Origin of the sequence: Pseudomonas atacamensis (genome assembly GCF_017167965.1) — a bacterium.
GTDB lineage: Bacteria > Pseudomonadota > Gammaproteobacteria > Pseudomonadales > Pseudomonadaceae > Aquipseudomonas > Aquipseudomonas atacamensis.
On the sequence record NZ_CP070503.1, the window covers coordinates 260285 to 284605 of the forward strand.

General features: G+C 58.4%; 18 protein-coding genes. All 18 read left to right on the forward strand.

Annotated elements, in window-relative coordinates:
• The first annotated feature begins 1 nt into the window (after position 1).
• The 18 genes from JWU58_RS01190 (at position 2) to JWU58_RS01275 (ending at position 23985) form a co-directional block, all read left to right on the forward strand.
• Complete coding sequence (locus JWU58_RS01190) at positions 2–853, forward strand: hypothetical protein (RefSeq protein WP_206421365.1); 852 nt, start codon at positions 2–4, stop codon at positions 851–853.
• Positions 850–1233 (forward strand): hypothetical protein, encoded by a 384-nt coding sequence (locus tag JWU58_RS01195; RefSeq protein WP_110599800.1) that lies wholly within the window; start codon positions 850–852, stop codon positions 1231–1233. Before JWU58_RS01190 ends, JWU58_RS01195 begins: the two co-directional genes overlap by 4 nt.
• 101 nt (positions 1234–1334) lie before the next feature.
• A complete protein-coding gene (tssF, locus tag JWU58_RS01200) occupies positions 1335–3122 on the forward strand; it encodes a type VI secretion system baseplate subunit TssF (RefSeq protein ID WP_039757337.1) in 1788 nt (595 codons plus the stop codon).
• Positions 3086–4093 (forward strand): type VI secretion system baseplate subunit TssG, encoded by a 1008-nt coding sequence (gene tssG / locus JWU58_RS01205; protein ID WP_056790879.1) that lies wholly within the window; start codon positions 3086–3088, stop codon positions 4091–4093. Before tssF ends, tssG begins: the two co-directional genes overlap by 37 nt.
• 11 nt (positions 4094–4104) lie before the next feature.
• Positions 4105–6762: a type VI secretion system ATPase TssH gene (tssH, locus tag JWU58_RS01210; protein ID WP_024014823.1), complete on the forward strand. Its 2658-nt coding sequence runs from the start codon at positions 4105–4107 to the stop codon at positions 6760–6762.
• 10 nt (positions 6763–6772) lie between these two features.
• Entirely contained in the window at positions 6773–8293 is a 1521-nt protein-coding gene (locus tag JWU58_RS01215; RefSeq protein ID WP_206421366.1) for a sigma-54 interaction domain-containing protein, read from the forward strand.
• 297 nt (positions 8294–8590) lie between these two features.
• Positions 8591–8731 (forward strand): hypothetical protein, encoded by a 141-nt coding sequence (locus JWU58_RS01220; RefSeq protein WP_003229566.1) that lies wholly within the window; start codon positions 8591–8593, stop codon positions 8729–8731.
• An 18-nt stretch (positions 8732–8749) separates the two neighbouring features.
• On the forward strand, positions 8750–9946 hold the full coding sequence (gene tagH, locus JWU58_RS01225) for a type VI secretion system-associated FHA domain protein TagH (RefSeq protein WP_016772508.1): 1197 nt from the start codon (positions 8750–8752) through the stop codon (positions 9944–9946).
• 5 nt (positions 9947–9951) lie between these two features.
• The gene (gene tssJ / locus JWU58_RS01230; protein WP_016772509.1) at positions 9952–10452 is read left to right on the forward strand and encodes a type VI secretion system lipoprotein TssJ; all 501 of its coding nucleotides are present in this window, start codon (positions 9952–9954) and stop codon (positions 10450–10452) included.
• Between the two features lie 2 nt (positions 10453–10454).
• On the forward strand, positions 10455–11786 hold the full coding sequence (gene tssK, locus JWU58_RS01235) for a type VI secretion system baseplate subunit TssK (RefSeq protein WP_016772510.1): 1332 nt from the start codon (positions 10455–10457) through the stop codon (positions 11784–11786).
• Between the two features lie 5 nt (positions 11787–11791).
• Positions 11792–12667, forward strand: a complete 876-nt coding sequence (icmH, locus tag JWU58_RS01240) for a type IVB secretion system protein IcmH/DotU (protein WP_016772511.1) — start codon at positions 11792–11794, stop codon at positions 12665–12667.
• A 14-nt stretch (positions 12668–12681) separates the two neighbouring features.
• A complete protein-coding gene (tssM, locus tag JWU58_RS01245; protein WP_206421367.1) occupies positions 12682–16221 on the forward strand; it encodes a type VI secretion system membrane subunit TssM in 3540 nt (1179 codons plus the stop codon).
• Positions 16221–16949 (forward strand): PP2C family protein-serine/threonine phosphatase, encoded by a 729-nt coding sequence (locus JWU58_RS01250; RefSeq protein WP_071172094.1) that lies wholly within the window; start codon positions 16221–16223, stop codon positions 16947–16949. Before tssM ends, JWU58_RS01250 begins: the two co-directional genes overlap by 1 nt.
• Positions 16946–17947 carry a serine/threonine-protein kinase gene (locus JWU58_RS01255; RefSeq protein ID WP_110599810.1) on the forward strand — a complete coding sequence of 334 codons (1002 nt, stop codon included), beginning with the start codon at positions 16946–16948 and terminating at the stop codon, positions 17945–17947. Before JWU58_RS01250 ends, JWU58_RS01255 begins: the two co-directional genes overlap by 4 nt.
• 28 nt (positions 17948–17975) lie before the next feature.
• Positions 17976–20279: a type VI secretion system Vgr family protein gene (locus tag JWU58_RS01260; RefSeq protein ID WP_206421368.1), complete on the forward strand. Its 2304-nt coding sequence runs from the start codon at positions 17976–17978 to the stop codon at positions 20277–20279.
• Entirely contained in the window at positions 20276–21859 is a 1584-nt protein-coding gene (locus JWU58_RS01265) for a hypothetical protein (protein ID WP_206421369.1), read from the forward strand. Before JWU58_RS01260 ends, JWU58_RS01265 begins: the two co-directional genes overlap by 4 nt.
• A 6-nt stretch (positions 21860–21865) precedes the next feature.
• On the forward strand, positions 21866–22816 hold the full coding sequence (locus JWU58_RS01270) for a PoNe immunity protein domain-containing protein (protein WP_206421370.1): 951 nt from the start codon (positions 21866–21868) through the stop codon (positions 22814–22816).
• 581 nt (positions 22817–23397) lie between these two features.
• Entirely contained in the window at positions 23398–23985 is a 588-nt protein-coding gene (locus JWU58_RS01275) for a hypothetical protein (protein ID WP_206421371.1), read from the forward strand.
• Positions 23986–24321: the final 336 nt, after the last annotated feature.

Genomic DNA, 24321 nt, shown 5'->3' on the forward strand with positions numbered 1-24321 from the left:
TATGGAGACCGTAATCAACATCGATGGTGTCGCTTACACGTTTGTGACTCAGGACGAGGTGACTACACTTAAAGTTCTTACCGAAACAACTGAGAGCAAGGATACAAAGCCTAAGAAAGTTGACCTTCCGTTGGCCTGGATTATTACGCGAAAAAGTGGTGTGCCGCTCTTCGCCTTGAATCCGGGTAAAGATGACTCTCCATTCAGAATTATCACTGCGGAGAAACTATACGCAGAAAAGGGTCAGTGGTTCGAACCGTTGGCCAGATATTATAGAGAGCTTGTCTGGATCAACCCGGAAACAACGCAGGCCGGATCAGAATCGCATGCGGCTTATAAACATGTTACTTGGCAGGAGCTGATCGACTTCGCAATCGTCGACCGGTTTTCATTCACTTTTCACTCTGGAATGCCGGGTGACTGGAAATTCCGTGCCGTGGGCGGTGCTGAGTTCTTGATGGTGTTCATGGAGGATAAACCGTATTGGACTGATGGCATTGGCCAGGTGCCGTTTGCGGTTAACACCTATAGAAAATATCTGCGAGAAACAAAGCAGGTAGAACTCGCAATAAAGCTGGCTGGTGAAACGGGTGTGACCTGGGGCGACGGCAAAGCCTATACCGGAGCAGAGCGAGGACCGAAAGACGTTTACGATAACTTCATCATATTGCGAGGGATATTGTGGGCAAAAGAAAACTGCAAGTTGGTTGTGAAAAAAGACACGGTATACGATAAAGGTATCCCGCACACAATTGAACTTACTGACGCACCTTATGTGCCTGTATCGAATGCGAAGTTAATAAATCCAATTTCGCAAGGCGATATGGATCAGTACGGGGCATGGAATAAATGAAAGCTCGTCGCTTAGTTGCCTGTATTCCACACCTGATAGTATGTGCCCTGTATATTCCTTTGCATAACTACGGTGTCGACGTATATATCGATATGTATGGCGGGTTGACATCGAGAGGTATCGGCATCGGTATGACGCCGGATCTAATGGTTCAGTATTTTGTGGTGATGAACGCTATAGCGTTTTTTGTCCCCAAGCTGAAATTAAAGGTCCTGTCTGTCTCATTAATGCTGGGACTTATTTTGTACTATTTTTTGCCTCACTACCCCGTCCGTGCGATGGCTTACACCTCGATGGGTGGTGTCCTGACTTTTGCGGCGATATTTGCTGGCCAATTGATTGATCGCGTTTTTTTTTCAAATCGAGAAGTTAAAGCATGACTGTTGGGCGTTATGGCCGACATTGCCCGCGGGGAGTTTCTTACCCGCATGAACTGTTCTGCTGTTTTTTTAAATGAGTTCCACTACCAGGCAGGTACCCCGTGTCCTTTAACCACTACTACCAAAGCGAACTCACCGCACTGCGCCAGCTCGGTCGCCGTTTCGCCGAGCGTAGTCCGGCGCTGGCGCCGTATCTGGGGCAGGCCGGGCGGGATCCGGATGTAGAGCGGTTGCTCGAAGGCTTTGCATTCCTCACCGGGCGCCTGCGCCAGAAGCTCGATGACGAACTGCCGGAGCTCAGCCATTCGCTGATGCAGTTGCTGTGGCCGAACTACATGCGCCCGCTGCCGGCGTTCAGCATTTTGCAGTTTGATCCGCTCAAGCGTTCCGGGCCGGCGCTGCTGGTCGAGCGCGATACGCCGATCGAGAGCAAGCCGATAGAAGACGTGCGCTGCCGTTTCCGCACCTGTTACCCGACCGAAGTCTTGCCGCTGGATCTGGCCGCACTGAATTACTCGGTGAAGGGCGATGGCTCGCTGCTCAGCCTGCGCCTGGAAATGAGCGCTGACGGCCACCTCGGCGAATTGGAGCTGAGCAAGTTGCGCCTGCACTTTGCCGGTGAGCGCTACATCAGCCAGATGCTCTACCTGAGCCTGCTGCGCAACCTCGACGGCATCGAACTGATCCCGCTCGACGGCGCCGGCAAGCCGATTGATGGCGTCAGCGGCAAGCCGATGGCGTTCAAGATTCCCGGCGACCGGGTGAAACCGGTGGGTTTTGCCGAAGAAGAAGCGTTGATCCCGTATCCGCTGAACACCTTCCGTGGCTATCGCTACCTGCAGGAATATTTCGCCTTCCAGGACAAGTTCCTGTTCGTCGACGTCAACGGTCTGGACATTCTCAAGGCGCTGCCGGAAGACACCCTCAAGCAGATGCGCGGCCTCGAATTGCGTTTCGACATCCGCAAGAGCGGCATCATGCGCATGCGCCCGACGCTCGATAACGTGAAGCTGTTCTGCACGCCGATCGTCAATCTGTTCGAGCACGACGCGCTGCCGATTCGTCTCGATGGCAAGCAGGACGAGTACCTCCTGCTGCCGGCGGAATACGACCTGGAAAACTGCGGTGTGTTCTCGGTGGAAACCGTGACCGGCTGGAAACCCGGCGGCCTCGGTTATCAGGAGTACGTGCCGTTCGAGTCCTTCGAGCACGACCCGAGTTTCGATGTGCCCAACAGCCGTCCGCATTACAGCATCCGCCAGCGTTCGTCCTTGCTGCATGACGGCCTCGACACTTACCTGAGCTTCGGCATCCGCCACACCGAAGCCCACGAAACCCTGTCGATCGAGCTGATGTGCACCAACCAGAACCTGCCGAAAAAGCTCAAGCTCGGCGACATCTGCATGGCCAGCGAGCAGACCCCGGAATTCCTCAGTTTCCGCAACATCACCCCGGCCACGTCGAGCTTCGCGCCGCCGCTGAACCGTGACTTCCTGTGGAAGCTGATCAGCAACATGTCGCTCAACTATCTGTCGCTGGCCGACGTCAATGCGTTGAAGGTGATTCTGGAAACCTACGACCTGCCGCGCTACTACGACCAGCACGCGGAGAAGGTCAGCAAGCGCCTGCTCGGCGGCCTCAAGCACATCAAGCATCATCACGTCGACCGCCTGCATCGCGGCCTGCCGGTGCGCGGTTTGCGCACCGAACTGACCATCGACCCGGAAGGCTATATCGGCGAAGGCGACCTGTTCGTCTTCGCTTCGGTTCTCAACGAGTTTTTCGCGCTTTACGCCAGCCTCAATTCATTCCATGAGCTGCGGGTAAAAAGCACACAGGGAGAGGTGTACCAATGGACACCACGTATGGGCCTGCAGCCCCTGCTTTAAGCGGGCTGACCAAGGTAATACGCGAGTACTCGCTGTTTCAGGCCGTGCTGCTGGTGATCGACCGGCTGCGCGAGGCACACCCGCATCTGAGCGAAGACGATCTGTACGACCAGGTCGAGTTCCAGGCCAACCCGAGCCTGGGCTTTCCGCGCAGCGACGTCGATCGCGTCGAGTTTTTCGAAGAGCACGGCAAGATGCGCGCGCGCATGCGCTTCAACCTGATCGGTCTGGTCGGCTCCGGTTCGCCGCTGCCGGCGTTCTATGGCGAACAGGCCTTGGGCGACAGCGAGGACGGCAACCCGACGCGCAATTTCCTCGACCTGTTCCACCATCGCCTGCAACGACTGATGCTGCCGATCTGGCGCAAGTACCGCTACCGCGCGAGCTTCCAGAGCGGCGCGATTGACCCGTTCTCGGCGCAACTTTTTGCGCTGATCGGCCTGGGTGGCGACGAGATCCGCAAGGCCAAGGAACTCAACTGGAAACGCCTGCTGCCGTACCTCGGTCTGCTCAGCTTGCGGGCGCACTCGGCGGCGCTGATCGAAGCCGTGCTGCGTTACTACTTCAAGCACGAAGACCTGGTCATCGAGCAGTGCATCGAGCGCCGCGTGGAAATTCTCGACGAGCAGCGCAATCGTTTGGGCCGCGCCAACAGCGTACTCGGCGAAGACCTGGTGCTGGGCGAACACGTGCGCGATCGCAGTGGCAAATTCCGCATTCACATCACCGAACTCGACTGGCAGCGATTCCATGAATTCCTGCCGATCGGTTTCGGTTACCAGCCGCTTTGCGCGCTGGTGCGGTTCACCTTGCGTGACCCGCTCGATTATGACATTCGCCTGGTCCTGCGCCAGGAAGAAATCCGCGAACTGCGCATCGGTGAGCAGAACGCCTGTCGCCTCGGTTGGACCAGTTGGCTGGGCCGCGAAAAAGCGGACGGCGTGGTGACCCTGGGCAGCAAAATTCATTAAGGACGTGAGCCATGATCAACGTAGACCTGCAACAACTCATCCAGGCGCTGGACGCCGAAACCCGTCGTGATCTGGAACGTTCGGCCGAGCGTTGCGTCGCCCGTGGCGGCAGCAAGATCCTCGTTGAAGACTTGCTGCTGGGCTTGCTCGAGCGCCCGAACGGCTTGCTGTCGCGCGCGCTGCAAGATGCTGACGTCGACGCCGGTGAACTGACCGCTGCATTGCAGTCGCGGGTCGAGCACAGCGCTTCGCGCAACCCGGTGTTCGCCCCGGAACTGGTGCAATGGCTGCAAGACGCGCTGCTGGTGGCCAACCTCGAGCTGGGCCAGACCCAGGTCGAAGACGCCGCGCTGATCCTGGCGTTGCTGCGCAACCCGATGCGTTATGCCGGCAGCCGTTATCAGCCGCTGCTCGCCAAGCTGAACATCGATCGCCTGAAAGAATTTGCCCTGTCGCAACAAGAGCAACCGGCGGCTAACGGCAAACCGGCGGCGCAGGGCGAATCGCTGTTGCAGCGTTTCACCCACAACCTGACCCAGCAGGCTCGCGACGGCAAACTCGACCCGGTGCTGTGCCGTGACGGCGCGATCCGGCAGATGGTCGACATCCTCGCCCGTCGCCGCAAGAACAACCCGATCGTCGTCGGTGAGGCCGGTGTCGGTAAGACCGCCATCGTCGAAGGCCTCGCCTCGCGCATCGCTGCCGGTGAAGTGCCGCAGGTACTCAAAGGCGTTGAATTACTCTCGCTGGACATGGGCCTGTTGCAGGCCGGAGCCAGCGTCAAAGGTGAATTCGAGCGTCGTTTGAAAGGCGTGATCGATGAAGTCAAAGCCTCGCCGAAACCGATCATCCTGTTCATCGACGAAGCCCACACCCTGATCGGTGCTGGCGGCAACGCTGGCGGTTCCGATGCGGCCAACCTGCTGAAGCCGGCGCTGGCCCGTGGCGAACTGCGCACCATCGCCGCGACCACTTGGGCCGAGTACAAGAAATACTTCGAGAAAGACCCGGCGCTGGCCCGTCGCTTCCAGCCTGTGCAATTGCACGAACCGACCGTGAGCGAAGCGGTGACCATTCTGCGTGGTCTGGCTCAGGTCTACGAGAAGAGCCACGGCATCTACCTGCGCGATGACGCGGTGGTGTCCGCTGCTGAATTGTCCGCGCGTTACCTGGCCGGTCGGCAACTGCCGGACAAGGCCGTCGACGTCCTCGACACCGCGTGCGCCCGCGTGCGCATCAGCCTCGCTGCGGCCCCGGAAAGCCTCGAGCGCCTGCGTGGCGAACTGGCGGAAGGTGGCCGTCAGCGTCAGGCGCTGCGTCGCGATGCCGAAGCCGGTCTGCTGATCGACCACGAAGCGCTGGAAGCACTGGAGGCGCGGCTGGACGAAGCCGAAAGCGAGATGGTTGCGCTCGAGACTTTGTGGACTGAGCAAAAAGAATTGGCTGAGCGTCTGCTGGAACTGCGTCAGCAACTGGCCAAGGCCCGCGAAGCCGCAGCGGTCGAGCCGACCGTCAGCGTGGAAGAAGACGCCGAAGGCACCGTGATTGAAACCGTGGTCGCCGAAGTCGAAGAAGGCCAGAGCGTCGAAGCGCTGGAAGCCCAGCTGCATGAAACCCACGCCGCGTTGACTGCCGCGCAAGTCAAAGAACGCCTGGTCAGCTTCGAAGTGTGCCCGCGTCTGGTCGCCGAAGTGATCAGCGCCTGGACCGGCGTGCCATTGGCGCAACTGGCCCGCGAGCACAACGCCAAGGTCGCCAGTTTCGCCACCGATTTGCGCACCCGCATCCGTGGTCAGGAACAAGCCGTGCACGCGCTGGATCGTTCGATGCGCGCCACCGCTGCCGGCCTGAACAAGCCTGATGCACCGGTCGGTGTGTTCCTGCTGGTCGGGCCGAGCGGCGTCGGCAAGACCGAAACCGCGCTGGCCCTGGCTGACCTGTTGTACGGCGGCGACCGCTTCATCACCACCATCAACATGTCCGAGTTCCAGGAAAAGCACACCGTCTCGCGTCTGATTGGCGCGCCACCGGGCTACGTCGGTTACGGCGAGGGCGGCATGCTCACCGAAGCGGTGCGTCAGAAGCCGTATTCGGTGGTGTTGCTCGATGAAGTCGAGAAGGCCGACCCGGACGTGCTCAACCTGTTCTACCAAATCTTCGACAAAGGCGTGGCCAACGATGGCGAAGGTCGCGAGATCGACTTCCGCAACACGTTGATCCTCATGACCTCGAACCTTGGCAGCGACAAGATCAGCGAACTCTGCGAAGACGGCGCGCGGCCGACCGCCGAAGTGCTCGAAGAAACCATTCGCCCGGTGCTCAGCAAACACTTCAAACCGGCGCTGCTGGCGCGGATGAAAGTGGTGCCGTACTACCCGGTGGGCGGCCCGGTGCTGCGCGAGCTGATCGAAATCAAACTCGGCCGTCTCGGCGAGCGCCTGAACCGTCGTCAGCTGGAGTTCAGCTGGTGCCAGAACCTCGTCGATCACCTGTCCGAGCGTTGCACGCAAAGCGAAAGCGGTGCGCGCCTGATCGATCATCTGCTCGATCAACACGTGCTGCCGTTGGTGGCCGATCGTCTGCTCGATGCGATGGCGACCGGCGAAAGCCTCAAGCGTGTGCATGCCACGCTCGACGGCAACTCCAGCGTGACCTGCGAGTTCGTCTGAGGTGGGCGTGATGTTCACTCAAGTGCCGCAGCCACTGGTCTATGCCGAAGCGTTGCTGGCGCAGTTCGCCAGTCTTTCGCGCGCGGCGGACAGTGCTGCGCTGCTGAGTGAATTCGTCCGTGGCCTGGCCGAACTGAGTGGCTGCGAACTGACGCAGCTGTATCTGCTCGACGCCACCCACACCTGCCTGGGGATGAATGCCGAGTGCCTCGACGGCGCGCTGCAACCGCGTCAGGCGGCGAGCCTGCCGGCGGATTACAACGGTGAACAACTGCTGCAATTCGCCCTGTGCCAGAACCGCGTGGTGTGCCTCGACGACCTGACCGGCAGCCTGCACGAAACCAGTTTTCTGCCAGCGGCGAGCACGCCGTGGCAGTCGCTGTTGTGCGTGCCGCTGGTCAATCAGCACAAGTCGGTTGAGGGCTTGCTGCTGTGTGCCAGTCGTCGTCGCACTGACTTGCAGGGTTTCGCCGACTCCCTTGGCCAGCTCGGCTCGTTCGTGCTCGGCCAACTGCATCTGCTGCAACGCCTGCGTCAGCCAGCCGCCGAATCGGCCACCGCCACTCGCAGCGTGCCGAGCATCAGCGGCTACGGCCTGATCGGTAAAAGCGCGGCGATGCGCCAGACCTACTCGCTGATCAGCAAGATCCTCCACAGCCCGTACACCGTGCTGTTGCGTGGCGAGACCGGCACCGGCAAGGAAGTGGTGGCGCGGGCGATTCACGATTGCGGCCCGCGTCGCTCCCAGGCGTTCATCGTGCAGAACTGCGCGGCGTTCCCGGAAAACCTGCTGGAAAGCGAGCTGTTCGGCTATCGCAAAGGCGCCTTCACTGGTGCCGATCGCGATCGTGCGGGGCTGTTCGACGCGGCCAATGGCGGCACGTTGCTGCTCGATGAAATCGGCGACATGCCGTTGTCGCTGCAAGCGAAGATTCTGCGCGTGTTGCAGGAAGGCGAGATCCGTCCGCTGGGTTCCAACGACACGCACAAAATCGACGTGCGCATCATCGCCGCGACGCACCGTGATCTGGCGGCGCTGGTCAGCGAAGGCAAGTTCCGCGAGGACTTGTACTACCGCCTCGCACAATTCCCGATCGAGCTGCCGGCCCTGCGTCAGCGCGAAGGCGACATCCTCGATCTGGCCCGGCATTTCGCCGAGAAGACCTGCACGTTTTTGCAGCGTGACCCGGTGCGCTGGTCGGATTCGGCGCTGGAGCATCTGTGCGGCTACAACTTCCCCGGCAACGTTCGCGAACTCAAGGCACTGGTCGAGCGCGCGGTGTTGCTCTGCGAGGGCGGCGAGTTGCTCGCCGAGCATTTTTCCCTGCGCCTGGAAGCGATGCCGGAAGACAACAGCGGCCTGAATCTGCGCGAACGCCTGGAGCAGGTCGAGCGCACTTTGCTGCTCGATTGCCTGCGCAAGAACGACGGCAACCAGACCCTCGCGGCCCGCGAACTGGGCCTGCCACGGCGCACGCTGCTGTACCGCCTCGGGCGCCTGAATATCAATTTGGGTGACTTTGATGGTTGAGCTACAGCACTTCTTCGAACCCAACACATACCCTGTGGCGAGGGGATTTATCCCCGTCCGGCTGCGCAGCAGTCGCAGTCCGGTACATACGGTTTCACTGAGAAATCGCGCTGGCAGGTTATGGGGGCGCTGCGCGCCCCAACGGGGACAAGTCCCCTCGCCGCGGGAGGTCGCCGTACCTCCAGGCTATGGCGCAAGGCCTCGATCTAGAGGCTTCGAGCCCACCTCAAAAACTTATTTCAGCGCCGCCCGCAAGGGTCGGCGCTTTGTGCTTTGTCTACACCTGGAGACCCTCTGATGTCTGTTCGTCACTGGCACGCTGTCCTGCTGACCCTCGTCGTTCTATGCGGCCTTGGCGGCTGTAGCGGCAATTACAAATTCAACGACAACGACTATCGCCCGTTGGGTGATCCGCAAGCGGTCAATCGCGGCAAGTGACCGCAAGGAGCATCAAACATGGAATTGGTTTTCGAAATGCTGAACACCAAGCAGTTCGTGCCCACCGAGCTGTGCCAGCGGACCTTCAAGCAGGCCGGCGGTGTGATCGGGCGCGGCGAGGACTGCGACTGGATCATCCCTGACCGCAAGCGGCACCTGTCCAATCATCACGCGATTGTCAGCTACCGCGAGGGCTCGTTCTTCCTTACCGACACCAGCAGCAACGGTGTCCAGGACGGCAGCAGCGGCGCGCGCCTGCACAAGGGCGAGCCGGTGCGCATCGAGCACGGCAGCACCTACATTCTCGGCGACTTCGAGATCCGCGCGCGGCTGGTCCGTGACCCGGCGACCTTCGACGGCGAAGTCGGCCGTCCGCGTGCCGCTGGCAGCATCATTCCGGATGACGCGTTCCTCGACCTCGACCCGCTCAATGCCCTCGAACAGCAAGAGCGCGTCTACTCGGAAATCGACGAACTGCTGTCGCCCACCGCCAAGCCGGAAGACTCCCGTCAACGTGCCGACTACGCGCGCATCGACATGGAAAGCCTGATGGTCCCGGAGCTGATCGCCGCCCCGGTCGAGCCTGAGCCGGCGCCTGCACCGAAAGCCGTCGAGCGTCAGAGCGAAGGTTTCTGGGAACACTTCGGCGCGGCGCTGGGCGTCGACGTCAAAGGCCTCAGCCACGACGAACGCGAAGCGCTGGCGCTCAACGCTGCGCGCCTGCTGCGCCAGAGCATCGGCGGTTTGCAGCAGAGCCTGCGCACCCGCTCCGAGCTGAAAAACGAATTGCGTCTGGCCCAGACCACCGTGCAAGGCACCAACAAGAACCCGCTGAAATTCGCCGTCGATCCGAGCGAAGCACTGCAGATTCTGTTGCAGCCAAGCAAGCCTGGCCATCTGCCCGCCGAGCAAGCGATCTCCCGCGCATTCCGCGACCTGCAGGCGCATCAAGTGGCACTGCTGACCGCCAGTCGCGCTGCTGTGCGTGGCACGCTGGAGCACTTCTCGCCGGAGCAGCTGACCCTGCGTTTCGAGCGTGACAGCAAGCCATTGATCGCCACTTCGGGCGGGCGCTGGAGAGCATTCGGCCGCTACCACCAGGCACTGCGTCAGGACGATGACTGGAGCGAGCGTCTGCTGGCCCGCGACTTTGCTCAGGCTTACGAAGAACAGATTCGTCTGATCTCCACCCTCCACACCGACCACCAAGGATGATGCGCATGTCTCGCCGCTCGACCGCTTTTTTCAAGACGCTGACTGCGCTCACCGTGCTGGTGCTGCTCGCCGGTTGCTCGTCGCTGTCGCCATACTCGAAAGTGACCAAGATCAACCTCAAACTGACCGGCAGCGATCAGCTCAACCCGGACCTCAACGGGCGGCCGTCGCCGATCGTCGTGCGCCTGTTCGAACTCAAGCACCCGGTGACCTTCGAGAACGCTGATTTCTTCAGCCTCTACGAGCGCGCCAAGGAATCCCTCAACCCGGATCTGGTGGCCAGCGAAGAACTCGAATTGCGCCCGGGCGAAACCGTGGAACTGAAACTCAGCGTGGAGGAGGGCAGCCGTTACGTGGGCATCCTCGCCGCCTATCGCGACCTGCCGGATACCCAGTGGCGGCACACCGTGCAGATCACTCCGCTGGAACTCACCGAGGCTGATCTGACCCTCGATCAGGCCGGTATCCGCAACACCCAACAAGTGCTCGCCAAGGCGGATGACTGATCATGAACACCCATAAAGTCATTTGGCAGGAAGGCATGCTGCTGCGACCGCAGCACTTCCAGCACAACGATCGTTATTACGATCACCAGATGAAAACCCGCACGCAATTGCTCGGTGGCTACACCTGGGGTTTTCTCAATCTGGAAATCGACTTGCAGTTCCTCAACATGGGCAAACTGGTGATCAGTGAAGCCTCGGGGATTCTGCCGGACGGCAGCCTGTTCGAACTCGGTGGCAACACCGAGCCGCTGGCGCTGGACGTGCCGCCGAACACCGGCAACACGCCGATCTATCTGGCGCTGCCGCTGGTCACCGGCAACCACATCGAGGCCCGGCGCCCGGAGCAATCGGACGTGCTCGCGCGCTACACCGCGTATGACGCCGAAGTCGCCGACTCCAACGCCGGCGATGATTCCGCCAGCCAGGTCAGCTGCGGTCGGCCGGACTTCAAACTGTTGCTCGGCGAGCAGCAGAGCGATCAGGCCTACGTGAAGCTGAAAATCTGCGACGTGCTCGACACCACGCCCGACGGCGTCATCAGCCTCGACCCGGATTTCGTCCCGACCTACATTCAGGCCCACGCCTCCAGCTACCTGCTGTCGTGCCTGAAAGAAGTCATCAGCATGCTCAGCCACCGTGGCGACACCATCGCCGAGCGGATTCGCTCCAACGGCAAGGTCGGCGGCGCTGAAGTCGGCGACTTCATGATGCTGCAACTGATCAACCGCACCGAACTGCTGCTGCGCCATTACCTCGGTCTGGAACAAGTGCATCCGGAAGAGTTGTACCGCACGCTGCTGACCATGCTCGGCGATCTGGCGACCTTCTCCGGCGAGAGCAAACGCCCGCGCCTGGACAGCCGCTATTCCCACGCCGATCAGGGCGCAAGCTTTCGCAAACTGATGGAAGCGATCCGTCAGGTGCTGTCGATGGTGCTCGAACAGCACGCCATCGAACTGATCCTGCAGGCGCGTCAGTACGGCATCATTGTTTCGCCGTTGCACGATCACAAACTGCTCGGCTCGGCTTCGTTCGTGCTGGCAGCCAGTGCCAACTGCGACTCCGAAGAACTGCGTCAGCGTTTGCCGCAGCACCTCAAGGTCGGCCCGGTGGAGCGCATCCGCCAACTGGTAAACCTGCACTTGCCGGGGATCAAGGTCAAACCGTTGCCGGTGGCCCCACGGCAGATCGCGTTCCACTCGAACAAAACCTATTTCATTCTCGAACTCAGTTCCGAAGACCTGGCACAACTCGAACGCTCCGGCGGTTTCGCGTTCCACGTGTCCGGCGAATTCGCCGAGCTTGAACTGAAATTCTGGGCCATCAGGAACTGACCGACATGATCAAGGAAACGGATTACAACCAGGACGACAAAACCGTCCTGCTCGATCGTCAAGGCCACGGACCGGCATCGAGTCCGCTGACCGACTTCGCCGCGCCGCCGCGTTTCGAGCAACTGGAAGAACGCATGATCTACGCCGCGCGCCTGCGTCCGGCGGAGGCGTTCAACATCAGCCTCAACTCGCTGGTCGCGGCCTCGTCCGATCTGCTCTCGGAAGTGGTGCGTCTCAAGCACAGCGAGACCCGCGAAGACCTGTACGCGCTGAATGAGCGGCTGACCGCCGGGCTGAAGTTGTTCGAAGTGCGCGCCCTGCACAACGGTGCGGAAAGCAGCCAGGTGATGGCCGCGCGTTACGTGCTCTGCACCGTGGTCGACGAAGCTGTCGTGACCACGCCGTGGGGCAACGAAAGCGAATGGTCGCAGATGAGCCTGCTGAGCAGCTTCCACAACGAAACCTTCGGCGGCGAGAAGTTTTTCCAGCTGCTCGATCGGCTGTCGAAAAACCCGGTCAAGCACCTGCCGATGCTCGAGCTGATGTACCTGTGCCTGTCCCTCGGTTTCGAGGGCAAGTACCGCGTCCAGGCGCGCGGCATGCTTGAGCTTGAAGGCATCCGCGACGCCTTGTACCGGCAGATCCGTCAGTTGCGTGGCGACGTGCCGCGCGAGTTGTCGCCGCACTGGGAAGGCCTCAACGACCAGCGCCGCAACCTGGTGCGCATCGTGCCGGCGTGGATGGTGGTGCTCTTTACTCTGGTCTGCCTGGTGGTGATGTATTCGGGCTTCGCCTGGGTCCTGAGCGAACAACGCGACACCGTTCTGCATCCTTATCAGCCGCTTGATCCAGCCGCGGTACAACCGCAGGCGCAGCCGTAAAACAGGGACGTGTGATGAAAAAGTTTTTCAAGAAAGTCGGCGCCTTCCTGCGCCAGACCTGGGTCTGGACTTTGCTGCTGGTGCTGTTCGTGGCGCTGCTGGTGTGGTTCGTCGGCCCGTTGTTGGCGGTCGATGATTACAAGTTCTGGGAAAGCGCGACCTCGCGCCTGCTGACCATCAGCGTGCTGTTCCTGATCTGGGGCCTGACCATGGTCTTCGTCAGCTGGCGCGCGGGTATCCGCAAGAAAGCCGAGGAGGAAAGCGAGGACGGCCAGGACCGCATTCGCCGCGAAGAGCTGATCGACGAAGAACAGAAAGAGTTGAAGGCGCGGTTCAAGGACGCACTGAAAACCCTGAAGACGTCGAGCCTGTATCGCGGTCGCAGCGAGCGCTGGCGCAGTGACTTGCCGTGGTACCTGCTGATCGGTCCGCAGGCCTCGGGTAAGACCAGCCTGCTGGACTTCTCCGGTCTGGAATTCCCGATCAACAAGATCGACCGCAAGCTGACCCGCGACACCCTCGGCACCCGTCATTGCGACTGGTATTTCGCCGATCACGGTGTCCTGATCGACACCGCCGGGCGCTACACCACTCAACCGGACGCGGAAGTCGACGGCAACGCCTGGACAACCCTGCTGGAACTGCTGCGCAAGCGTCGTCGCGGCCGTCCGTTGAACGGCGTGCTGGTGACCATTCCGGTGGAAACCCTCACCGGCGGCAGCGAGCAGGACATCGAGACCCTCGCGCGCCAGGTGCGCAGTCGTTTGCAGGACGTGCATCAGAAACTCCACGTCGATGTGCCGGTGTATCTGGTCCTGAGCAAGGCGGACAAGCTGCTCGGCTTCGACGAATTCTTCGATCAACTGACCCGCGAAGAAAGCGATCAGGTGCTCGGCACCAGTTTCCGCAAGGATCAGGTCGGCACCGACGTCACGGTTCTGCGCAACGAGTTCGAAGAGCTGCTGCGCCGCTTGAACAGCCAAGTGATCATGCGCATGCACTCCGAGCGCGATACTCAGCGCCGTGGGCGCATCCTCGATTTCCCGCATCAGTTGGGGCAGATCGGCGAGCGTCTGTGCCTGTTCGTCGACATGGCGTTCACCGGCAACCGTTATCAGCGCGCGACGCAACTGCGCGGCTTCTACCTGACCAGCGCACCGCACCTGACCCAGGAAATGGATTCGACCACCGCCGGCATCGGCGCCAGCCTGGGCATGAACGCCGGCGTGCTGCCGACTCTGCGCAGCGGCCGTTCGCGGTTCATCCACCACTTGCTCAGCCAAGTGATTTTCCCCGAGGCCGATCTGGCCGGTCTGGACAAGCGCGAGCGCAGCCGCATTCATTGGGGCCAGCGTGCGCTGTACGTCGGTGCACTGGCGGCACTGGCACTGTTCGGCATGCTCTGGGCCGGTGGTTTCTCGGCCAACTACGAGCGTCTGGAAAACCTGCGCACGCTGGCGCAGAACTGGACCCAGCAACGCTCGGCCGTGACGCCGCGCGATGACGCCATGGGTGTGCTGAAAGTCCTCGACACCAGCTACGCCGCGACTCAGGTGTTCCCGAGCAAGGGCGACGTCTCGTACCACGAGCGTGGCGGCCTGTATCAGGGCGAAGAGATCAACCCGGTGGTGAAAACCGCCTACGAGCGTGAGCTGGAAGCGCAGTTGCTGCCACGGGTGGCGACCATGCTCGAAGGGCAGATCCGCGCCAACATGAAGGACCGCGATCGCCTGCTCAACAGCCTGCGCGCGTACCTGATGCTGAACATGAAGGATCGTCGCGACGCGGCGTGGCTCAAGGACTGGGTCGCCACTGACTGGTCGCAGCGCTACACCGGCAACACCGCGGTGCAGAACGGTCTGAACACGCACCTCGAGCGCTTGCTCCAGCAGCCGTTCATCTACCCGCTGAACGATCAACTGGTGACGCAGGCGCGTCAGGTCCTGCGCAGCGAATCGCTGGCCAACGTGGTTTACCGCATGCTCCGCGAGCAGGCGCGCAACCTGCCGGACTACCGCTTCAGCCAGCACCTCGGCCCGCAAGGTTCGTTGTTCATCGGCACTGAATACGTGATCCCGGGTTTCTACACCCAACAGGGTTATCAGCAGTATTTCTCGGTGCAGGGCGCCGCGCTGGTCACCGATATCCTGCGCGACAACTGGGTGCTGGGCGAAGGCGCGGGCATCAGCGACATGGACTTGCGTCGCCTGATGGTCGAGCTTGAGCAGCTGTACTTCCGCGACTACGCCAACTACTGGAGCGAAGCCGTTGGCCAGGTCGCATTGCCACCGATCAGCGACGCTGGCGAAGGCGCCGAGCAACTGGCGGGCCTGACTTCGGCTAACTCGCCGGTCCTCGCATTGCTCACCGAAGTGCGTGAAAACACCCGCTTCGAAGCTGCGCCTGATCCGGTCGATGAAGCCGGCGAAGCTGCCGATGCGCTGGCCGGACAGAAAGGCAAAATGGGCAAGGTCGGCAAACTCGCTGCGGCTGCCGCCGACAAGGCTTCGGCGCTGAACGTGGCGAAAAACCTGCCGGACACCGCGAAGAAATCCCTGCAACGCCGCTTCGAACCGCTGCATCGTCTGCTCGATGACAACAACGGCCCGGGCGCTGACCTGACGCCAGCGTTCAGCGCGCTCAACGACCTGCAACTGCAACTGGCCGGTCTGGCCCGTTCCAGCACGCCGGAGCAAGCGGCATTCGAGATGGCCAAGACGCGCATGAGCGGCCAGCGTGATGCGCTGACCAACCTGCGCAATGCCTCCGGTCGTCTGCCGCGTCCGCTGAGCGTGTGGTTCAACGTGCTGGCCGAAGACTCGTGGCGTCTGGTGCTCAACGATGCCTATCAATACCTGAACGGCCGTTATCAGAACGAGCTGTACAGCGTGTACGGCAAAACCATCAGCAAGCGCTATCCGTTCAGCGCCAGCAGCACCAGCGACGTGGCGATCAGCGACTTCCGTGAGTTCTTCCGTGCGCAAGGTACCGTCGACCGCTTCTTCGACAGCTACATGCGTCCATTCGTCAGCGGCGATCCGGGCAACTACCGCATGCGCAGCGTCGACGGTCACAGCCTGCCGGTATCGAAGGTCTACCTCGATCAGATGGCGGCGGCGCAGACGATTCGCCAGAGCTTCTTCTCGATCAACCCGGCCGAGCCGACCGTGCAGTTCAAGCTTGAACCGTACACCCTCGATCCGGCGGTCAGTCGCTCCGAATTCAAGTTCGGCGACAAGACCATGGAGTACCGTCACGGCCCGATCCTGCCAATGACCTTCAAGTGGCCGACCGATGCTGAAGACGGTCGCACCAGCCTGGTCATGGACAAGATGGCCGGACGCCCGATCGGGATCGAGAAGAATTCCGGCCCATGGTCGCTGTTCCGTTTGTTCGACCTGATGCAGACCGAGTACCTGAACGGTCGTGACGTGCTGGTACTGAAAGCCGACGTGGGCGGTCTGCGCGCCAACTACCTGCTCACCAGCCAGCGCACGCCGAACCCGTTCGACATGGGCGTGCTGCGCACCTTCCGTATGCCGGTGCAGCTCTGATGCTGGTGGCCAGTCCCTGGCGCAGCGCGGCGCGTACCGACCCGGGCAAGGTGCGGGCGCGCAACGAAGATGCCTTCCTCGACTCGCCGCAGCAGGGGCTGTGGGTGGTCGCGGACGGCATGGGCGGTCATCAGGGTGGCGACATCGCCAGCCAGTTGATCGTCGCCAGCCTGGCTGAGTTGCCGCAACACGAGGACTTCGACGAACGCCTCAAAGCCATCCGCCAGTGCCTGCACTGGCTGAACCGGCGCTTGGGGCAGGAGTTGACGGTCACTGCCGGACGTCACGACAGCATCATGGGCAGCACCGTCGTCGCGCTGCTGGTGGAAGGCAATCGCGCGGCCTGCATCTGGGCCGGCGACAGTCGTTGCTACATGTGGCGCGGGCAGCGGCTGTATCAGCTGTCCAAGGACCATTCGCTGCAACAGCAGCTGATCGACGAGCAGCAAATGAGCGTCGAACAGGCGGCAGCGCACCCGGCGGCTCAGGCACTCACCCGAGCCGTCGGCGCCGCCGACACACTGACCCTGGATGTGCTTGAACTCGAGGTCTATCCGGGCGATGTGTTTTTGCTCTGCAGCGATGGTTTGTATCAGGGCCTGAGCAGCGATGCCCTCGGCAACGCCCTCAGCCTCAGCGCGCCGCATGTCGCGCTGGAACGTTTGTTCGACGGCGCTCTGCGGGGCGCCGCGCGCGACAACCTGACTGCCGTGGTGATCCGCCAATGAGTGAACTCGAATCGCCCATCGATGACCTGCTGATCAGCGAAGAACAGGCCAGCAACCTGACCTACTTCGCCTTCGCCAAGGGCAACAAGGCCGAACCGTTGCTGGCGCCGACCAAGGCCAGCATCGGTGCGCTGCCGGATGTACTCGCCGGTCGCTACCACCTCGAGCGTCTGCTCGGGGCCGGTGGCATGGGCGCCGTTTACCGGGCGCGGGATCTGCTGCATGAGCAGTTCGGCGATCCCGACCCTTACATTGCGCTGAAAATCCTCAGCGAAGAATTTGCCGAATCGCCGGACGCCAGTGCCTTGCTCTACAGCGAGTTCGCCCTGACCCGACGCCTGCGCCACGACAACGTCGTGCGTGCACACACCTTTGAAGTCGACACCGACTGCCAGCGGGCCTTCATCACCATGGAATACATGCGTGGCCTCACCCTGGACAAATTGCTCTGCGAGCGGCCCCTCGGCCTGCCGTGGCAAGAACTGCGCGACATCGTCCTGCCGCTGCTCGACACGCTGGCCTACGCCCACCGTCGCGGCGTGCTGCACGGTGATCTGAAGCCGAGCAACGTCATGCTCAGCGAAGACGGCCTGCGCCTGTTCGACTTCGGTCTGGGGCAGGCAGAGGAGGGCACCTTGCCCGGCCTGCCGCACCTGAGCCGCGAGCGCTTCAACGCCTGGACCCCGGGCTACGCCGCCCCCGAACTGCTTGAGGGCCAACCGTTGTCGGCCAGCGCGGACGTGTACGGCGTGGCCTGCGTGATCTATGAACTGGCGGGCGGCAAACACCCGTTCCGCCGCTTGCCCTCGGCCCAGGCCCGCGACGAGCATCTGGAGCGCGAACTGCGCGCCCCAGCGAATCTACCCCAGCACGGCTGGCAAGCGCTGCGAACCGCGCTGAGCTTCAACCCGGCAGAACGCACCATCACTGCCCAACAATTGCGTGACGCCTTGGGCGCCACTTCGTCCTGGCTGCAACGTCTGCGACTTCGGGCGTAACGGATGATATTCGAACAGGGAGCACACGATGTTCAACTCAGCTAACGAAACCCACTTCAGCCTCAAGGTCGAAGACTACGTCGGCGACCTGCAAGTGCTGTCGTTCACCGGCACCGAAGGCATCAGCCAGGCGTATCGCTTCGACCTCGAACTGGTCAGCGAAAACCCCGATCTGGACCTCGAACAACTGCTGCACAAGCAGGCGTTTCTGGCATTCGATCCACAGGGCTCGGGCATTCACGGGCAGATCTACCGCGTCGCCCAGGGCGATGCCGGCAAGCGCCTGACCCGCTACAAAGTCTCGATCGTGCCGCAACTGCAATACCTGCATCACCGCACCAACCAGCGTATCTACCAGCAGATGTCCGCGCCGAAAATCATTGCGCTGATCCTCGAAGAGCACGGCATCAAGAGCAACGCCTACAGCTTCCAGCTTAGCCAGCCGTGCCCGGATCGCGACTACTGCGTGCAGTACGACGAAACCGACCTGCATTTCGTCCAGCGTCTGTGCGAAGAAGAGGGCATTCACTACCACTTCCAGCACAGCGAAAAAGCCCACCTGCTGGTCTTCGGCGACGACCAGACCGTGTTCCAGAATCTCGGTCAGCCGACTGCGTACGTACAGGGCAGCGGCATGGTCGCCGATGAGCCGGTGATCAAAGCCTTCAAACTGCGTCTGGAAACCCGCACCACGCGCACCACTCGCCGCGACTACGATTTCGAAAAACCGCGCCTGCGAATGGAAGCGGCGTACAAACCCGACGGCGACAGCACCGAGCCGGATCTGGAAGATTACGACTACCCGGGCCGCTTCATCGACCGCGCGCGCGGCAAGTTCCTCAGCCAGCGCGCCCTCGAACGCCACCGCGCCGACTACCGCCAGGCCGAAGGTCGCGGCGACCAGACCAGACTGGTCAGCGGCCACTTCATGGAAATGTCCGACCACCCGCGCAGCGAGTGGAACGACCTGTGGCTGCTCACGGAAATCTTCCACGAAGGCAAACAGCCGCAAGTCCTCGAAGAAGGCGTGACCAGCGACACCACCGACAACAAAGACGACTTCCACCAAGGCTACCGCAACACCTTCCTCGCCACCCCGTGGGACGTGTTCTACCGCCCGGCCCTCGAACACCCGAAACCGCGTGTGCTTGGCAGCCAGACCGCCATGGTCACCGGCCCCAAAGGCGAAGAAATCCACTGCGACCAGTACGGCCGCATCAAAGTGCAGTTCCACTGGGACCGCGAAGGCCTCGCCGACGACAAAACCAGCTGCTGGCTACGCGTCTCCAGCTCCTGGGCCGGCGACCGCTACGGTGCGATCAGCATCCCGCGCATCGGCATGGAAGTCCTCGTCACCTTCCTCGAAGGCGACCCCGACCAACCGCTGGTGACCGGCTGCCTGTACCACAAGGAAAACCCGGTGCCGTATGCACTGCCGGCGAACAAGACTCGCAGCGTGTTCAAAACGCTTAGCTCGCCGGGTGGTGGTGGGTACAACGAACTGCGCATCGAAGACAAGAAAGGTGCCGAGCAGATCTACATCCATGCGCAGCGCGATTGGGATGAGAACGTTGAGCATGACCAGAAGATTCGGGTCGGCAATGAACGTCACGACACGGTGGTGAAGAACACCTACACCGAGCTGAAGGCTGAAGAACACCGCACGACGATTTCCGACCGCAAGATTGAAGCGAAGCTGGATGATCATTTGACGATTGGGCAGAACCAGCATGTGAAGCTCGGGACTGCGCAACTGACCAGTGTGGGGAAAGAGATTCACCTTAAGGCTGGGGACAAGATTGTTATTGAGGCGGGGACGGAGCTGACCATTCTTGGCGGTGGGAGCTTTATCAAGCTCGATGGCGGTGGGGTTACGGTGGTTGGGCCGGTGATCAAGATCAATGCTGGAGGTGCTGCTGGAACTGGTTCAGGAATTGGTATCAAAGTTCCAGGTTTGCCCGGACTGGCTGACGCAGCGAAAGCTGGGGCGGTGCTAGAGGCGGGGAAAGCCAATCCAACGTGGCTTGAATTGAATTTGCACCAAAGCAATCTTGAACCTGTGTCAGGTGCCTCTTATCGTGTCGAGTTCGCTAATGGGTCTAGCCGTGAAGGTATCCTGGATGCTAAGGGATTCGCTCGACTGGAAGATGTGCCACCAGGTCCAATTGAAGTTTATTACGGTGAAGACCCGCGACCCTTCGACCGTGAGTCAGTCAAAGTAGTTGAGAGTACCGATGACAAGGTCAATTCAGACCTGCGAAAACTTGGGTTGGACCCAGCTCAAGTTGATTTACAAGCATTGATTGAGCAAGCCGCAGGGAGGCTGAAATGAGTGAGGATTTAAACGCGACGAATGCCGCAGGCGATGAAGATCGTAAAGCCGCTTACCAAGAGGCTGCTGTTGAACTGGCAAAAGGCATTGCTTTGGGTGCAGTGCCATTCCTAGGCCAAGCCATTGATGCTTACGATACTGTGGAGTCCTCCATTGATCTCTACAATGCTGGAACTGCAGAGGGTAAAGAGGACGCAAAGTTTGATTTGCTGATGGCTGTCATCGGTTGGATTCCCGGTCCGGGTGACGGACTCAAGAAGAGCTTGCGTATAGTCAATCGCGACCCTCAGCGTTTCGCGCCAGTACTATTTGATCTCCTGCGTTTCGTGTTAGATGAGTGTGGTGTAAAAACTAGTCCAGAAGAATTGCTAAAGCAAATTTTTGATGCATCAAAGTTGCGCGCAGAGCTGGACGATATTATCAGCGGAGTGAAAGGATCCTCTACTTATAAAAGCTTACCTGCTTGGACTCAATCTACTATCGTTACTGTGCTTGCTACTGCGCGCGACAACATGCCTGAGATGATAGGTATTGTTGAGAAGCGTCTACTTAAGTGGAAAGGAATGCAGCGCAATAGTTCGGCTATGGCATCGGGCTCAAGCAAGTCGGCCAAAGGTCATAAGCCAGCGGGTAAAGATCCTTCAGTCGCAACGCAAGGTAAAAGCGGCGCGAGTGAAACTCGACCTAACTCTATAGATAGAAACAAAACAGAAAAGAAGAGTTATCACATTTCCAACGAGGGTTTGGGTGTAAGCGGAGAACATATCGCCGACTACATTTGTGCAGTGGAATTTGGCTGGGGTAAAGATTGGGATGGCCACGACAAGGGAGCTGACGGAAAATGGTTAGAAGGGAAACCAAGCGCAAGTAAACTGGGTAAGCTCTCTAAAGGAGGGAGCCCGAAAAGTCACAATATTCTTTATAAGTTGTCGGATCCTGCTAACGGCACAGGCATTGACGCTGTATGGAGAGCAGATCCCGCGACGAACGCAGGAAGAAAATTTGCCATTGTCGAGGCAAAAGCAAGCAAGAATGAGGATGCTCCGAAGTTTTTGAGAAGACCCAATAATACTCGTAAGCCGAGCATTAATTCAAAACTCGGTGTTTCCGGTGAACCTCAATTAAGCGATCTTTTGGAACCTATTGAAGAGGTCAAAGATGGTAATGGTTCTACTGGAAAAGCTACGGGGAAAAATCGAACAAAGGTATCTGGTAAAAAATCTTCTGATAATGCATCTGTGAAGGCCGCGAAACCCTCTCAAGCCCGAAAAAACGACTTGATGATTCAGATGAGTAAAGAGTGGATATCAAAAAATCTAAGGGACGCTGTGGGAGTTACGATGACAAGAGAAATTCTTAATTCTTACTCAAGGCATCTATTTTTTTCTCCGTTGTATCATCTTTCGGGAAGCCCGGAGGAGCACGCTGTGGCACTTCTTAGTGGATCCCCTGAATCCAGCCATGCAAAGCATGCCGCATTTCACTATGGTGAGGATGAGGTAAAGCAAGCTGTGAATAGGCGAAAAAAATCGCTGGCGAAAAAACATGGTGCACTAGATTCTTTGCGGCTTGAGGTTTAAATAAAAATGAATAGAAGGCAGCCGTTTATTACAGAGGCATATTATAAAAACCTTGTGGGCTTTTATGATGCTTCGGAATCGTATTGGAGTACGCACAATCTGGAAGAGGATTTTCCAGGCCAGGAAGCATCTTTGAAAGCCTTTGAGGTTAAACAGGATTCACTCGGCGCTTTGATAATCAGGTATACAGCTGGCGAACCTATTTCAGAGTTGTTTGAACCGCTTGAAAGAGTCGTGCAAAATTTTGAGGTGTATCAAAATGCCTTGGCTGAGTATGAGGGTGTGCCGAATATATCGCCATTAGATCTTGAAGATTCTCCAGCAGATTTTGAGGAGTTTGTTCAGGTGGCCAGCCTGTGCATCCTGTTGCATCGGAATGATCTATTGGCCAGGTTTGTAAGTTTGACAGATGCAGCAGGCTTTAGTAGTGAAGATACGCTGTACGAAGATTTGCTACGTAAAAACTTGGCGGGGCGGGCTGATATAGATGAGTGGTTTCACCCAGTATATACGAAGCTGATCAGATCAATTTATGCCTCTAGCAAAACCGAAGCATCTAAGCTTCTGAATGAATATTGCGGTCAGTGGTATGAATCTTTTGGTGAGCTCCAGGCGAGTTGGCACGACTCGCATTTAAGTATTGATGGTGATGATGGTAGCTACGTTGGTTACTGGGCCTTTGAAGCAGGTGCTATTGCATTTCTTTATGGGATTGATGATAGCAAAATAGACCATATGGTTTATCCGAAGGACTTGGTTGAGTATGCTAGAAACTATACCGGCTCCAGCATCTCACAAGTTGGTCGTGTTGACTCGGGGCAACCATGTAGTAAACAGGGTTATTGGTTTACTCCCGCGCAAGCTAACTCTCGGCGATACTTCAAACAGGGCGAAATTATGCCGAATGTAGATGATTCGCGATGGGGCGATACGATTTGGTATTGGTCAGGGGAGTAGAGGTTTAATAAATGAAATGGGCACAGACCACTTTTCAGTAATTGTTAAAAAACGTGGTCTGTCCCCGGTTTCCTTATGTTAATCCGAACTCCGGTTATGTGCAGTATAGGTATGGTGTACCTGGAAAAATAGAGCTTCTATATCCACAAAGTAAAGTTCCTCCCAAAGGCCGTTTTTATGTAGTTAATGCCTCTGAAGGTAGCGTGAGTTTGAATATAATAAAATTTTATAATGGAAGGTATACATATCTTGTTTCGCGGGCATATAGAGGTTTTTTAACTGTTCTAAAAGATGGACAGCTTATTTCTAGAAAATCTTGTGAGAGAGGAAGCTACTCATTCATAAATCGAAAGGCGTTAAAGGGTGTTGAGTCGCTCCCGAAAAGTGCTGAAGATTTTAAGTGAGATTTCGTGGCGGGATAGTGAGAGAAACGAATAAAAGGGACAGATCTATTTATCAAGGAAAAGGGACGGATTTTTTTAGTCCGTCCCACAGGGGGTGAAATGGGGACAAATCACGGTTTTAGTAATTACCCGAAAAACGTGGTCTGTTCCATTTTTTCCTCAAAAGGATATATAAAGGTGAAAAAATATTTAACTCTATTTAAGCGACATTTTATTCCGTATGTATTTTTTGGTTTCGTAGCGTCCGATGTGTTTGGGGACGCCGCACCCACAATAGGTGAATTCCATCCTACGGTGGTAGCCTCTTTGGGCGAAGAAAAGATCGCTGTATTTTTTTTGAAAAATAGTCTGAAGGCGATAGCTAAAGAAGAGCATGTTGCCGATGCTGAGATATATTACTCATCATTGAGCTCCGGTAAACCCTCTCTAAACTATGTTTGGAAGGTTGAGGGGGATCAGATCGCTTCTGTATTTTTCTACGAGTGGAAGTCCCCTGCGAGAGCCGGAAAGTCTATGTTTGTATTGACAAAAAGAAAATTGTCGAACTCGGCATTTGACGGTTTTGCTTATTCGGTAATGGAGTTCCCAATAAGGAGAGATGGTGGAGGTGTATCCTTGCTTTATTTTATTGGCGATTTGCCTGACCCAGCTTTAGATAATTGTATGGAGGGGGCAGATCTGGTTACGGGAAATAAAGTGGTCTGTGCTTATAAAGACGCGGCGAGCATTAAAAATTACTTTAGCCTGCAGGATAAAAAACATTAAAAGTTGCGTGCGCGGCAATAGAGAAAACGGGGCGGTTCATTTTTAGCTGAATCCGTCCTGTGTATCTTCTTGCGGTTTTATTTCCTGCTTCACCGTCATCTAGTCGTCACCACATTGGCAATTTAAGTCAGGTGGTAAAGGGGGCTGGTAAGGGGGGCGGATTTATTTATCCGTTTGTTTTATCGTTGAGCCCAAATAAATCTGTCCCCTTTGTTGTCGATTTTATTTTCAGCGGCTAAACAATACGCCGAAGCGCGCATAGTTTCACTTGAGGGGGGCGTAGAATGAGAGTGGTAGCTTTTTTAGTTTTCGCGCTCCTGGCGTCAGTAGTCAAAG